This window comes from Limosilactobacillus albertensis (assembly GCF_014145555.1).
In the GTDB taxonomy this organism is placed as follows: domain Bacteria; phylum Bacillota; class Bacilli; order Lactobacillales; family Lactobacillaceae; genus Limosilactobacillus; species Limosilactobacillus albertensis.
Genome location: NZ_JACIVD010000065.1, coordinates 81,182 through 95,127 on the forward strand (window position 1 = coordinate 81,182; position 13,946 = coordinate 95,127).

Here is a 13,946-nt window from a genome sequence, read left to right on the forward strand (position 1 = left end):
AATGTTAATATATAAAAAAACATATAGTGACCGATCGTAGGCCAAATTTTAATACCCAGAGGTGAAACAGATTGACTCCAATGAAGGAAGACTACCTCAAAATCATTTTTGAATTAGGCGGTAGTCATAAAAAAGTTTCTAATAAAGAGATTTCCCTTGGACTAGGAATTGCCGCTGGATCAGTAACCGAGATGATTTCTAAGTTGGCTGACGAAGGGCTGGTTGTTCATGAACCGTATGCTGGTATTTCTCTAACCGAAAAAGGACAGAAGTACGCTGCAGAACTTGTTCGTAAGCATCGTTTATGGGAAACATTTTTAGTGGATAAGCTTCATTATAATTTCGCAGATGTTCATTCAGAAGCAGAAATCCTTGAACACCAGACAAGTGATCGGCTTGCAACTGCGCTAGATACTTTTCTCCAGCATCCTGATCATTGTCCTCATGGTGGTGTGATTCCATCAGCTAATGGTAAGTTTCCAGATGTGACACATCGTTTACTGGCAGATGCTAATGATGGCGAGAAAGTTGAATTGGAACGCTTCTTAGATAATCATGAGTTATTAACTTACTTAGAGGAATTAGGATTGCGTCCACAAGAACAAGTGATTGTCGTCCGTCATGAACCATTTGAAGGACCGATTGTTATTCGTAAGGAAAATGATGATAAGGAAATCAATGTTTCATATAAGGCATCACATAATATCTTTATTGAACCAGATAATGTAAATAAAGATTAGGTAAATTTTTACTTATATGATACAATGATTCATGTAGTTTTTTTAAGTGCGGTTGGTTCGGTTGTTTCATTGCAAATGGATCTCTTCACCTGAGATGAATTACAAATTATATTTACAGTGCGTAATGCACAGGAGGATTTTCCAAGATGGAACAAGGAACTGTTAAATGGTTTAATGACGATAAGGGTTATGGCTTTATTACTCGTGAAAGCGGGGATGACGTGTTTGTCCACTTCTCCGCAATTCAAGGCGATGGTTTTAAGTCATTAAATGAAGGACAACATGTTACATTTGATGTTGAAGAAGGCGAACGTGGTCTTCAAGCAGCAAATGTTGTTAAAGACTAGAAAAGAGCGGCTGGAATTTTCCAGTCGTTTTTTTATTGAGGTAGAGATATAAAGGGTGGATAATAGGGAGTATCTTTTAGTTAAAGAAGGCGAATAGTAATGTTGACAAAGCGACGACAGGCATTGGCGTTAAAAATGTGTCTACTAGCGGGAAGACTATTAATTGAAAATGGATCTAATATGGAACGTGTTAATGATACGTTGTCCCGAATGGCAAAGAATGCAGGATTGCAAGGCTTCCAAGCATTTACAACCGTTACAGGAATCGTGGTCGGCACAATCAATGAACCACACGCTCAAGTGATTACTATTCGTCACCGAAAAAATAACCTAAGTAAGATTGCAGATGTAAATGAAGTTTCTCGTGAATTAGCCCGGCGAAAAATCGATGTTCCACAAGCATTTGCTAAATTAAAAAAGATTGATCGTCAAACATCGCCCAAATGGCAAAACTGGTATGAATCATTTGCTGCTGCTATTCTAAGTGGGGCGTTAATGATTGTCTTTACCGGGAATATGGCTGATTCATGGGCAGGATTTATTGCTGGTGGCATTGGCTACGGGGCTTTTTCGTATTTACTGCGAAAATTCAAGATCCAGTATCTCGGAGAATTTTGTTCTTCACTAATAATCGGAATACTAGCAGTGCTTTTCGTTAAATTCCGTCTTGCTAATAATATTAATGATATTATCATTGGTGCAGTAATGCCGCTTGTACCAGGAGTCCCGTTAACTAACGCTGCTCGTGACCTCGTTTCTGGTAATTTAATTAGCGGGCCGACGAGAGGAATTGAAGCAATTCTAACGGCGGTATCAATTGGAAGCGCAATTGTAATTGTCTTGCACTTTAATTAGGAGGATGACAGATGAATTGGGGTAACTTATTATTACAATTTCTCTTATGTTATGTATCAACAGTATGTTTCGGCATTCTCCTAAACATTCCGCGTAAAGCTTACAATACAGCGGGAATTATTGGTGGTGGTGTTTGGGTTGTTTATTGGGTTATGTATTATTATAGTGGTGTCGGACTTGCCTTTAGTAATTTAGTTGCAGCAATTTTGATCTCGGTGTGCAGCCAAATTGCTGCGCGACGAAAAAGAATGCCTATCATCGTTTTTAATGTTCCGGCATTAGTTCCATTTGTGCCAGGAGGACAGGCTTATAAAGTAGTTCGAAACTTTGCAATAGGCAATTATCACCTTGTTACTGTTTATTTCTATCAAGTAGTAGTAATTGTGGGGGCGATTACTCTTGGCTTTGGAATAGGGGAGCTTTTGAATCGAGTTTATATATACTTTCGCAAATATTTAATAAAAAAGTCACGGTGGATTTTTTGACAGTGTGGTATACTCATTTCTGATTGATTAATTTAAGTTAGGAGAATCCTTAATTATGTTTATTGAACGTGATAATCATCGATGGTGGCGTTTCGCCTTAAGCGGTGGTTTCTTTATTGCTTTAATGCTATTAATTATGTTTAATTCATCAGTGGTAACGATGATCGATGCAGTTTTACAATCGCTATTTACTAGTCAGCGCCTTGAAGGGATTGGCTGGTTCCATGCATTAATGACGTTGCTATCTTTTCTTGCTAAACCTGTTCTAGATTTAATATGGGTATTCATCATTGCCGGTATTTTATGGTTGAAAGGGTATCGGATTCCAGCACTGTGGTCGCTTGGAACGATCTTTGGCGGTGACGTGTTAGGAACGGTTGTTAAGCATATTGTTAAGCGTGTTCGCCCAGCCCAACACTTACCAGCAGATGATGGGTATAGTTTTCCGAGCGGACATACTTTAGGATTCTTCTTAGTAGTAGCAATCTTGTTCTTAGTAGTTATTCCGCTTATCCAAAAGGCTTCTGTTCGGGAAATTTTACAAATTTTATTAATTTTTGCTGTTTTCTTCTTAGCAGTATCTCGAGTATACTTATATGCTCACTGGCCTTTCGATACGGTTGGTGCTATGTTGTTAGCATATGCTTGGCTGCAAGTAGCTGAATGGCTTTACGTAGCCTGGGCTCCCCGGTTACAACGTATCCCGCTTTTACGTAGCGTTGAAATTTAATAACAAATAATGAGGGAAATCTAAATTTTTTAGAATTATCCCTCTTTTTTCTTGAAAATTTCCCGGGAAATAGGAGAAAACAGATGAACAAAATTACAGTTGAACCAGTAAGAAGCAGGGATGATTTAGATGGAATTGTTGATCTGCTCGCCGATGAAAAATTGGTTCAAACAGTGGGCTTGATGCTGCCAAAGCAAAGAGAAAATCGTGTTTTAGCCATTAAGGTATTTATTCAGCAAAATCATATTGTGGTGGTAAAACTGAATAAGAAGGTAATCGGAATGATTATGCTAAGCAATTGGTATGGGGATGAAGGGAAACGTCTTCTTCGCCATTATGAATTGGGCTATCTTTTGCAGCGTAACCAGTGGAACAAGGGAATAATGACATTTGCACTTCGCAAAGTTATTTCATCCTTGCCTTCTAAAATCATCATTCATGCAGAGTGTAAAAAGAGCAATTTTCGGTCTCAACGAGTGCTTATAAAATGTGGCTTTACTTATGAACATGATGACTTATGGCAATATATTGTTAAATAATCAGACTTGCATTTTTATTTGAGTAGGGTATAATTTCATTCGATGAAGAGGTTGCATATTTTATTAGTAGCTTGTGTTAGATGAATAAGCATCGTAGCATTGGTGAAAGGGAAATATGCCGAAACACTACCTAACTTATTTTTGGTAGCTGTTGGGACATAGTCATAATAGGCTATGGACTGTCGCAGAAAGTTGCGGGGCGCTTCCTAAATTGATTCAACAATTCTAGGTATTCAAGTTGGGTCTTCTGGTAGGGTTGCCGATCAGAAGGCTCTTTTAATTTATCCTCTTCGAAAATGATGACGTTAGCACACAAATTTGGAGGAAATATTTATGGCAGATGGAGCTAAGTCGACAGGGCAGATGGAAAGGACGCTGGAAACACGTCACTTATCGATGATTGCCCTTGGTGGGACAATTGGTACCGGACTTTTTATCGCTAGTGGATCCGCTATTTCAACAGCGGGACCAGGTGGAGCATTAGTGGCATACGGAATTATGGGGATCATGGTTTATTTCCTAATGACGAGTTTAGGTGAAATGGCAACATATATGCCATTAACCGGATCGTTTTCAGCTTATTCAACAAAATTCGTTGATCCCGCATTAGGTTTTGCTCTTGGTTGGAACTATTGGTTTAACTGGGCAATTACAATTCCTGTTGACGTAACGACTGCGGGAATTGTAATGAACTATTGGCTCCCTAATGTTCCAGGCTGGATTTTTAGTTTGACCGTAATGGTACTGATTTTCTTGATTAATTATTTGTCAGTGCGTTCATATGGTGAAACCGAGTTTTGGCTTGCCCTAATTAAGGTTATTACAGTTGTTGTATTTTTAATTGTGGGAGTTGCAATTATTTTAGGAATTATGGGTGGCCGCCCAGTCGGCTTAAGTAATTTCCATTATAAGCAAGCGCCTTTCGTTGGCGGAGTACCGGCAATTATTAGTGTTTTCTTAGTTGCTGGATTCTCGTTCCAGGGAACAGAATTAGTCGGTATCACTGCTGGAGAAGCAGCTACCCCAGAAAAATCTGTTTCAAAGGCGATCCATTCAACATTCTGGCGGATTTTGCTTTTCTATATTTTTGCGATCTTTGTTATTGCATGTATTTTGCCTTATACTGACAAGAATTTATTAAATCAAGATGTTTCAAACATCACGATGAGTCCATTCACAATTGTCTTCAAGCGTGCGGGATTAGCTTTTGCAGCTAGTGTAATGAATGCCGTTATCTTAACAGCAGTAATTTCAGCTGCTAATTCTGGACTATACGCTTCAACGCGGATGCTTTATTCACAGGCTCGTGAAGGATATGCATGGCGAATTTTTGGTTATGTAAATCGTCGGGGAATTCCAATTTATGCTTTGCTTGGTACAATGGTTGTGTCGTTAGCAGCTTATGCAACGCAATTTATTGGTCCTAAAGCATATAACTACTTAATCGGTGCATCTGGACTATGCGGATTCATTGCCTGGTTAGGAATCGCAATTTCGCACTATCGTTTTAGAAAAGCATTCTTAAAACAAGGACATACACTATCCGAATTGAAGTATCATGCAACTGGCTTCCCGTTTGGTCCAGTATTTGCCCTTGTATTATGTATCGTCGTTATTTGTGGTCAAAATATTGATGCCTTTGTAAAGATGGACTGGCAAAATATTTTAATCACGTATATGGGAATTCCACTATTTCTAATTCTGTTCTTATATTATAAAATTCGGTATAAAACGCACTTAATTCCGCTTGAAAAAGTTGATTTATCACGGCGGACAAAGGGTGAATCTTACGAACCGAAAGAAGATTAATAAGCATTAAAGAGCGAGAAAATTTACTTGATACTCGCTCCTTTTTATTTTAAATGTTAGAATTGTGTTCGTGACTTTTTAAATTGTAAACAGGGGGAAAAATAAATGATTGCTTTAGCCGGTACAATTGGTGCAGGAAAGACTAGTTTGACAAAAATATTGGCAGATCATCTTAATAGTCAGGCATTTTATGAATCTGTTGATGATAATAAAATTTTGCCGCTCTTTTATAAGGATCCTAAAAAGTATGGATTTCTACTACAAATCTACTTTTTAAATAAACGCCTTGATGAAATTAAAAGTTCATATTCTAATGACTTAAATGTCTTAGATCGCTCAATCTTTGAAGATGCATTGTTATTTAAGTTAAATGCGGATATGGGCCGGGCAACTGAGACTGAGTCAAATATTTATTCTTCATTATTAGGCAATATGATGGAGGAATTACCGGAGCAACCACATCAAAAAGCCCCTAACTTATTGATTACGATTAGAGTATCATTTGAGACCATGCTTGAACGGATCAAAAAGCGGGGACGCTCGTTTGAACAAATTGCAAATGATCCGTCATTATATTCATACTATAAAAATTTAAATGAACGCTACATTCAATGGTATGAGAATTATAATGAGAGTCCCAAGATGATGATTGATGGCGATAAATATGATTTTGTCGAGGATCCTGTTGCCGCTAAAAAAGTATTAACAATGATCGATGAAAAATTAATTGAATTAAATCTTAAATAAAGTTTGACAAAAAAAGATTTAGATGATATATTAAATAGGCTGATTTATATAGCAAGCCTATTTATGGAGGATTAGCTCAGTTGGGAGAGCATCTGCCTTACAAGCAGGGGGTCACAGGTTCGAGCCCTGTATCCTCCATTCATTATGCGGATGTGGCGGAATTGGCAGACGCGCAAGATTTAGGATCTTGTATCATTTTGATGTAAGGGTTCAAGTCCCTTCATCCGCATTTAATATTTTGAAAATTCTTGTTGACATTGATGAGGTTTTCGTGTAATATTAATAATCGTTGATAGGGAATAACTTATCAGATACATGCGGAAGTAGTTCAGTGGTAGAACATCACCTTGCCATGGTGGGGGTCGCGGGTTCGAATCCCGTCTTCCGCTTATATGCACCCATAGCGCAATTGGATAGAGTGTCTGACTACGAATCAGAAGGTTGAAGGTTCGACTCCTTCTGGGTGCACTTATTATAATAAGCGTGACAGTCTGGCTGTTGCGCTTATTTTTTCGGAATTTAGCTCAGCTTGGTAGAGCGCTGCGTTCGGGACGCAGAGGTCGCAAGTTCAAATCTTGTAATTCCGATTTATATTAAGAAGGACTGTCATTAAACGGTAAATCGTTGAATGACAGTCCTTTTATTTATGTTATTTAGAAATTTGATACTAATTACTATACCGCTTTTCAAACTTCATATTCCAGAGCCATTGAAGATTAATTGATGGCTTCGACACATGATATTTGATTTCACTTTGAATACGATCTAGCTCGCTAAGAATTAGTTTTTCAGAATAATCAGGCATTCCTTTACCACGTTCGATTTTATAGATCTTACCATCTGATTCAAAATCGATAGTAAATTTATCATCTTCAATGTTCTCGTTATCAAAGTTTGCGTCACTTGCGTTAGGATAATATTCTGCAAGGGTATTTGAGATACTCAGAAGGTCGTTATTCTGAGCGATGTTTTTTCTTTGGATTTGTGGATTAAAACCTTCTCGAACATCTCCAAAATATTCGACTTTGTATCCTGGCACGTATTTTCGAGCGAGGGGGTCATCAGATCGCACGTTTATTACGGCAATAAAAGGGTATTGATATCTTTTATGCGGCATATGGGTTGCGTAATAGTAGGCATTGTAATGAAGATTGAGGGGAATCAAGATAAAATATGTAATAGCAAATAAAAATAAAATAGCTGATGATATTAGAAAAACTTTGAGTTCCTTCATAATTTAGTCTCCCTAAGAGTCTATTTGTTAAATTAAAAGTAGGATGGCTAAAATTATAGCTTATAGTGCTGAGAAGCTTCAACTATTGTTCTTATGTGATTAAGTAAATAAATAAAAACGTCAACTAGCATTAGGAGTGCCAATTGACGTCTTAGATCATTTATTAAAACTATCTTTTATAAACTTTGCAATTTGTTCAACAGGAATTTTTTCCATGTTGTCATAGAGATCAATGTGTTCACAATTTTCAATAACGAGTTTCTGCTTTGGCTGATCAGCAAGGTAGTAAGCTCGCTCGGAATAAGACCGTGAATGCGCCTTGTCCCCATAGACAAATAAAATTGGTCGCGGTGAAATTTCTTTAATGTAATCCATGGCAGAAAATTCGAGCATTGCAAGGTTAGAAGTAGTAGTTGCAGTTCCACGGGCATTTGGATGGAATCCCCGCTTAAGAGCATAGAAACGGAGCCATTCGTTTGTTAGATTATCCTGATTTGGTAAATCATCGATACTATCATATGGCGTTTCAGGGAATGATGGGTGATAATCGGGCTGTCCATTTTCAAAGTCATCCCAGCGCTGGCGAGATAATTGATCTTTAAGCTGGAATAGCTGTTCTGGTGCCAGGTTGGCCATTTCACGAATATCTGTCATGTCATACAGTGAAATAGTAACAACCGACTTAATTCGTGTATCAACAGCTGCCGCGCTGATCGCAAATCCTGCGCCGCCACTAATTCCAATTACGCTAATTTGTTCCCGATTAACATGTGCAGCTTTAGTTCCTAAATAATCAACTGCTGCACTAAAGGATTCGGCGTACAAGTCAGGAGATGCAACGTGCCGAGGTTCACCAGCAGATTCTCCCATATATACTTGGTCAAATGCCAACGTGATAAAACCAAGTTGTGCAAATTTATTTGCGTAAACCGCTGCGGCTTGTTCCTTGGTACTTCCGTATGGGGCTCCGATAATAATTGCTGGTAATAATTAGTCCTCTTTTAAATTTTTAGGGGCATAAATATCGGCCGCAATAGCTATCCCGTAACGATTATTGTAACGGACATGCCGACGTTCTACTTTTTCATTTAGCTTGGTGATATATCCATAAGCCATTGATATCACTCCTTTGAATGGTTAAATAAATTATAACATTCCTCGTGGAGATAGAATAACTGACTTTATTAAAAGTAAATTTTTAGTGATAAATTGTAAGTGATTTACTGTACAAATTTATTTGCATTGGTTTAGAAGCGGTGGTTCCTTATCTGTTAATGATTTAAGAGTAGATATATTGTAGTGGTATCATGACGGGTTCTATAAATGTGCAAAATTTCACTTTAAATTTGTCAAGGAGTTATGGTACTATAAGCATTGTAAAAAGTAATTTGTTTATTAAAGGAGATCTTACCTTATGAAGGCTGCTGTAATTAATGATCCAGTAGATGGATACGTTACTGTTAAAGATGTTCAGCTCCGGGATTTAAAGCCGGGCGAAGCATTAGTTGATATGGAATACTGTGGTTTATGCCACACTGACCTTCACTGTGCTGCTGGTGATTTTGGCAAGAAGCCAGGTCGGATTATTGGACACGAAGGTGTTGGTCGTGTATCCAAGGTTGCCCCTGGCGTTACTTCCTTAAAAGTTGGCGACCGAGTATCAATTGCTTGGTTCTTTAAGGGCTGTGGACACTGTGAATACTGTTTGACTGGTCGTGAGACCCTTTGTCGGAACGTTCTTAACGCTGGTTATACTGCCGATGGTGCAATGGCTGAACAATGTATTGTTCCAGCTGATTACGCTGTTAAGGTTCCAGAAGGCCTTGACCCTGTTGAAGCTACTTCATTAACTTGTGCTGGTGTTACTATGTACAAGGCATTAAAGGTTGCTGACATTAAGCCAGGTCAATGGGTATCCATTGTTGGTGCTGGTGGTTTGGGTAACTTAGGTATCCAATTTGCTCACAATGTCTTTGGCGCTCACGTTATTGCCGTTGATGGTAACCCTGACAAGCTTCAAGCTGCTAAGGAAAATGGTGCTGAAATTTTGATTAACCGTCATGATGGTGATGTTGATCAACAAATTCAAGAAAAGGTTGGCGGTGTTCATGCTGCTGTAGTTACTGCTGTAACGACGGCTGCCTTTGATCAAGCTGTTGACTCTCTTCGTCCAGATGGTAAGTTAGTTGCTGTTGCCCTTCCACAAGGTGACATGAAGCTTAACATTGCTAAGACTGTTCTTGATGGTATCATTGTTGCGGGTTCATTAGTTGGTACTCGTCAAGACTTAGCTGAATGTTTCCAATTCGGTGCTGAAGGTAAGGTTCACCCAATTGTAAAGACTCGTAAGTTAAGTGAAATTAACGACATGATTCAAGAACTTAAGGATAATAAGGTTGTTGGTCGTAACGTTGTTGATTTTGTTCACAATAAATAATTAAAATAGTTCATATTTAATTCTCTAAAAGGCTAGTGAAGCGAGAAGGTTTCACTAGTCTTTATTATTCTCTTAAAATCAGTAAAGATAATCAGAGAATTAGGCGTCGGTTTTAAAAGTGTGGTAAAATAATGGTCAAGATTAGTCAGAGAAGCCGAGGTGATATAATGGAGAATAAAAGTATTTCAGATATTATCGAAGCATATTTAAAAGAAATTCTTGGTGATTCAGCACAGGTCGAGATTCGACGTTCTGAGATTGCCAATCATTTTGATGTTGTGCCATCACAGATTAATTATGTAATAAAGACTCGATTTACCATTCAAAATGGTTATTTAGTTAAAAGCAAGCGTGGTGGCGGTGGATATATTCGAATTGAGCGGGTTAATTTACTTGATGACGTAAATGTGCTAAACTCACTCATTCAAGCAATTGGCGATTCGGTTCGTGAGCGTGATGCTTTTGATATTGTTCGTACATTATATGAAGAAAACGTAATTACAAGACGTGAAGGTGATTTGATGTTAGTGGCATTATCCAAACAAGCTTTATCAATCGGTGATAGTAAAGCTGAAGATCATCTTCGAGCACGGATTCTAATATCATTCTTGAACCGACTACGCTATGAGAGTTAAAAGGGGGACTGTACATGGATAATATGTTCACACCAAGTGCAAAGCATGTTCTAGCAATTGCGCAGGAACAAGCAAAATATTTTAAACATCAAGCAGTGGGCACTGAACACCTTTTGCTTGCTCTCTCAATGGATAAAGATGGCATTGCTAATAAGATTTTTGAACAATTTTCTGTAACCAGTGATGATATTCGTGAAGAAATTGAACGTCTAATTGGTTATGGGACGATGGAAAACTTAGGAGCATCAGATTATCTACCATATTCACCTAAAGCAAAACAGGTACTATCACTAGCTGGTAGAGAGGCCCAACAAATGCATGCGTTAAAGATAGGAACTGAACACTTATTATTAGCTTTAATTGCTGATGAGAGCGTCCTATCTTCGCGTATTCTATACAGTCTAGATATTGTGCCACGGCAGATGAGGAAGGTTATTTTACGACGATTAGGAATTGCCGATAACCAGCAACGGTCGGCAAATCGGCAACAAGTACGGCGACGGCCTCAGCAAAATGGCACACCTACTTTGGATAAATTAGCTCGGGATATGACAGAACTAGCCCGTAATGGCCGCCTTGATCCTGTTATTGGGCGAGAGAAAGAAGTTAAACGTGTAGAACAAATTCTCAGCCGTCGTACCAAAAATAATCCGGTTCTAATTGGAGAACCAGGAGTAGGGAAGACAGCGATTGCAGAAGGCTTAGCTCAGCGAATGGTTGATGGAAAGGTACCAGATGAGCTGGCAAATAAACGATTAATGATGTTAGATATGGGATCATTAGTTGCAGGTACTAAATATCGTGGTGAATTTGAGGACCGGCTAAAGAAAGTCATTGATGAGATTCAAACTGATGGGCATGTAATTCTTTTCATCGATGAGCTTCATACGCTAATTGGTGCTGGGGGTGCAGAAGGTGCTATTGATGCCTCAAATATCTTAAAACCTGCATTGGCGCGTGGTGAATTGCAAACAATTGGTGCCACGACCCTTGACGAGTATCAAAAGTATATTGAATCTGATGCCGCTCTTGAACGGCGATTTGCGACTGTCCAAGTAGACGAACCAACGACAGATCAAACTCTCCAAATCCTACGCGGCTTAAGACCAAAATATGAAGAACATCACCATGCTAGGATTACTGATGATGCATTAGAACAAGCAGTTAAACTGTCTGATCGTTATATTTCTGATCGATTCCTGCCTGACAAAGCAATTGATTTAATTGATGAGTCGGCAGCAATGGTCAGAATTGATGCTGAAGATAAAAAGAACCGGCAACCATCTCTTGAGAGTCAGTTAGAAGACTTGCGGGCACAGAAGGAAGAGGCAATTGATAACCAAGACTTTGATCAGGCAGCAACGCTTCGTCAACAAGAATTAGCGCTTAAAGATAAGATTGACCGTAAAGAGCAGCGCAATCAAAAGAAAAATTCACAAAATTATAAATTAAAGGTAACTGGTGAAAATATTGCCCAAGTTGTTGCCGAATGGACAGGTGTTCCGTTGACACAGTTAAAAAAGAGCGAAAGTGAACGCTTAGTTAATCTTGAAAAAGTTCTTCATCAACGGGTAATTGGGCAAGATGAAGCTGTTGCGGTAGTGGCCAAAGCGATCCGGCGGGCACGAAGCGGGTTAAAGGATCCAAGTCGTCCAATCGGTTCGTTCATGTTCTTAGGGCCAACAGGGGTAGGAAAGACAGAGTTAGCTAAAGCGCTGGCGGCAGCTATTTTCGGATCAGAAGATAATATGATTCGGATTGACATGTCTGAGTATATGGAAAAGTATAGTACTAGTCGTCTAATCGGGGCTGCTCCTGGATATGTTGGCTATGATGAAGGCGGTCAGTTGACCGAAAAAGTACGCCAGCACCCATACTCTGTTGTTTTATTAGATGAAGCTGAAAAGGCCCACCCAGACGTATTTAATTTACTACTACAAGTTTTAGATGATGGGTACTTAACCGATGCTAAAGGACGACGGGTAGATTTTCGAAATACGATCATTATTATGACCTCAAATCTTGGAGCAACCCAATTGCAAGATGAAAAGGAAGTAGGCTTTGGAGCAAAAGATATGTCCCAAGACTACAATGCGATGTCAGCTGCTATTAAACAGCAAATGAAACTTTACTTCCGTCCCGAATTCATTAACCGAATTTATGAAACGATTATCTTCCATTCGCTACAAAAGAAGGAACTTCACCAAATCGTTAAGTTAATGGTTGCAGACTTGAATAAGCGAGTAAGTGAACAAGGGATTAACTTAAAAGTGACCCCTGCCGCAATTGATTTAATTGCAAAACTTGGGTATGATCCTGCTTATGGTGCGCGACCATTACGCCGTGCTTTGCAGGACTATGTCGAAGATGATTTGAGTACAGGGTTATTAAGCGGTGAGATTAATGTTGGTGACGATGTTACGGTTGGCGCTCACCAAGGAAAAATTACTTTTAAGGTAAAAAAAGCAGACGAAGATAAAGCTGTTGAATTAAATTTGAATAAGTAAGATTTTTAAGTGATGATGATCCAATATTGGGAATTATCATCATTTTAATTTTAAATACGTTATTAAATATAACTGATAATTTTTCATCGGTAATAATGCTGATTATGCCAGATATGTTCTCTAATGATAACGATAATTTGCCAGCTAAATAGCACTCATTTATCACATTTGATGATTATTTTTCTAAAACAGTTGTCAAAAGATAAGTTATAGTCTTATAATGTGTTTATCAGATAATTAATAATCAAAAAATAGGGGATGAATAATAGATGAAGCGTGCGGAACAATTAGAAAAGACGAGACAAGCGATCTTGAAAACCGCCACAAAATTATTCTTACAAAAAGGTTTTGGTGAAACTTCTACACGGGATATTGCCAAGCAAATCGGCATTACACAACCGGCCTTATACCACCATTTCAGTGACAAGGAAGTTTTGTATCTTGATGTAATGACCAACTTATGCGGAAAAGTTCGTCAGGATATCAACAAGGTAATGCGAAAACATGATTTGTCGCCTAATGAACAATTATGGCAAATTACTAAGGCATTGAAAAAACACCATCCATTGAGTATTTATGATCAATACAACCAAGCAATGCGTCTCTTATCTAAGAGTGCACAGCAAAAGCTTAATATGATCTTTACAATGGATTATTTGGAACCAATTGCTGCCTTCTTCCGCCAACCAGAAGTAGAGTTGCGTCCAGATATTCTTCCTAAAGAAGCAGCAGAATTATTCATTGCAGGATTAACTCCAATTTTTGGCACTTCTCAACTAATTGGCGGTCATTCTATTACGCCTGAACAGCGTGACCAATTAATTCTAGACTGCATTATTAATGGTTTATCAAATTGGGGCGGAAAAGGATAAAAAACATTC

General features: G+C 38.5%; 15 protein-coding genes, 5 tRNA genes and 1 riboswitch. Of the genes, 17 read left to right on the plus strand and 3 right to left on the minus strand.

Annotated features, from left to right (window positions below; genetic code table 11):
- The first annotated feature begins 71 nt into the window (after positions 1-71).
- The 13 genes from H5S41_RS06995 to H5S41_RS07055 all read left to right on the plus strand — a co-directional run bounded on the left by H5S41_RS06995 (position 72) and on the right by H5S41_RS07055 (position 6,839).
- Positions 72-740 carry a metal-dependent transcriptional regulator gene (locus H5S41_RS06995; RefSeq protein ID WP_153709903.1) on the plus strand — a complete coding sequence of 223 codons (669 nt, stop codon included), beginning with the start codon at positions 72-74 and terminating at the stop codon, positions 738-740.
- Between the two features lie 146 nt (positions 741-886).
- Positions 887-1,087, plus strand: coding sequence for a cold-shock protein (locus tag H5S41_RS07000; protein WP_019252698.1), 201 nt, complete (start codon positions 887-889; stop codon positions 1,085-1,087).
- 99 nt (positions 1,088-1,186) lie between these two features.
- Positions 1,187-1,942, plus strand: coding sequence for a threonine/serine exporter family protein (locus H5S41_RS07005; RefSeq protein ID WP_182602816.1), 756 nt, complete (start codon positions 1,187-1,189; stop codon positions 1,940-1,942).
- 11 nt (positions 1,943-1,953) lie between these two features.
- Positions 1,954-2,427, plus strand: coding sequence for a threonine/serine exporter family protein (locus H5S41_RS07010; protein ID WP_163704397.1), 474 nt, complete (start codon positions 1,954-1,956; stop codon positions 2,425-2,427).
- Positions 2,428-2,482: 55 nt separating this feature from the next.
- Positions 2,483-3,157 (plus strand): phosphatase PAP2 family protein, encoded by a 675-nt coding sequence (locus tag H5S41_RS07015; RefSeq protein WP_182602817.1) that lies wholly within the window; start codon positions 2,483-2,485, stop codon positions 3,155-3,157.
- 83 nt (positions 3,158-3,240) lie between these two features.
- Positions 3,241-3,696, plus strand: a complete 456-nt coding sequence (locus tag H5S41_RS07020) for a GNAT family N-acetyltransferase (protein WP_182602818.1) — start codon at positions 3,241-3,243, stop codon at positions 3,694-3,696.
- A gap of 37 nt (positions 3,697-3,733) precedes the next feature.
- Positions 3,734-3,909: riboswitch (Lysine riboswitch) on the plus strand.
- 120 nt (positions 3,910-4,029) lie between these two features.
- The gene (locus H5S41_RS07025; RefSeq protein ID WP_182602819.1) at positions 4,030-5,505 is read left to right on the plus strand and encodes an amino acid permease; all 1,476 of its coding nucleotides are present in this window, start codon (positions 4,030-4,032) and stop codon (positions 5,503-5,505) included.
- A 105-nt stretch (positions 5,506-5,610) separates the two neighbouring features.
- The gene (locus H5S41_RS07030; RefSeq protein WP_153709909.1) at positions 5,611-6,252 is read left to right on the plus strand and encodes a deoxynucleoside kinase; all 642 of its coding nucleotides are present in this window, start codon (positions 5,611-5,613) and stop codon (positions 6,250-6,252) included.
- Positions 6,253-6,317: 65 nt separating this feature from the next.
- Positions 6,318-6,390, plus strand: a tRNA-Val gene (locus H5S41_RS07035).
- Between the two features lie 8 nt (positions 6,391-6,398).
- Positions 6,399-6,481 (plus strand) — tRNA-Leu (locus H5S41_RS07040).
- An 88-nt stretch (positions 6,482-6,569) separates the two neighbouring features.
- Positions 6,570-6,641, plus strand: a tRNA-Gly gene (locus H5S41_RS07045).
- Positions 6,642-6,646: 5 nt separating this feature from the next.
- Positions 6,647-6,720 (plus strand) — tRNA-Arg (locus tag H5S41_RS07050).
- 45 nt (positions 6,721-6,765) lie between these two features.
- Positions 6,766-6,839: transfer RNA gene (locus H5S41_RS07055), tRNA-Pro, on the plus strand.
- A gap of 80 nt (positions 6,840-6,919) precedes the next feature.
- Here H5S41_RS07055 and H5S41_RS07060 read toward each other — a convergent pair.
- From H5S41_RS07060 to H5S41_RS11965, 3 genes are all read right to left on the minus strand, one after another.
- Positions 6,920-7,486, minus strand: a complete 567-nt coding sequence (locus H5S41_RS07060; protein ID WP_182602820.1) for a hypothetical protein — start codon at positions 7,484-7,486, stop codon at positions 6,920-6,922.
- A 156-nt stretch (positions 7,487-7,642) separates the two neighbouring features.
- A complete protein-coding gene (locus tag H5S41_RS07065) occupies positions 7,643-8,464 on the minus strand; it encodes an alpha/beta hydrolase (RefSeq protein ID WP_182602847.1) in 822 nt (273 codons plus the stop codon).
- A gap of 12 nt (positions 8,465-8,476) precedes the next feature.
- On the minus strand, positions 8,477-8,602 hold the full coding sequence (locus H5S41_RS11965) for a hypothetical protein (RefSeq protein WP_259395109.1): 126 nt from the start codon (positions 8,600-8,602) through the stop codon (positions 8,477-8,479).
- Between the two features lie 298 nt (positions 8,603-8,900).
- Between H5S41_RS11965 and adhP the strand changes: the two genes are divergently transcribed.
- The 4 genes from adhP (at position 8,901) to H5S41_RS07085 (ending at position 13,937) form a co-directional block, all read left to right on the plus strand.
- Positions 8,901-9,923 carry an alcohol dehydrogenase AdhP gene (gene adhP, locus H5S41_RS07070; protein ID WP_182597679.1) on the plus strand — a complete coding sequence of 341 codons (1,023 nt, stop codon included), beginning with the start codon at positions 8,901-8,903 and terminating at the stop codon, positions 9,921-9,923.
- A 167-nt stretch (positions 9,924-10,090) separates the two neighbouring features.
- The gene (locus H5S41_RS07075) at positions 10,091-10,558 is read left to right on the plus strand and encodes a CtsR family transcriptional regulator (RefSeq protein ID WP_153709912.1); all 468 of its coding nucleotides are present in this window, start codon (positions 10,091-10,093) and stop codon (positions 10,556-10,558) included.
- 14 nt (positions 10,559-10,572) lie between these two features.
- Positions 10,573-13,065: an ATP-dependent Clp protease ATP-binding subunit gene (locus H5S41_RS07080; protein WP_182602821.1), complete on the plus strand. Its 2,493-nt coding sequence runs from the start codon at positions 10,573-10,575 to the stop codon at positions 13,063-13,065.
- A 269-nt stretch (positions 13,066-13,334) separates the two neighbouring features.
- The gene (locus H5S41_RS07085; protein WP_153709914.1) at positions 13,335-13,937 is read left to right on the plus strand and encodes a TetR/AcrR family transcriptional regulator; all 603 of its coding nucleotides are present in this window, start codon (positions 13,335-13,337) and stop codon (positions 13,935-13,937) included.
- Positions 13,938-13,946: the final 9 nt, after the last annotated feature.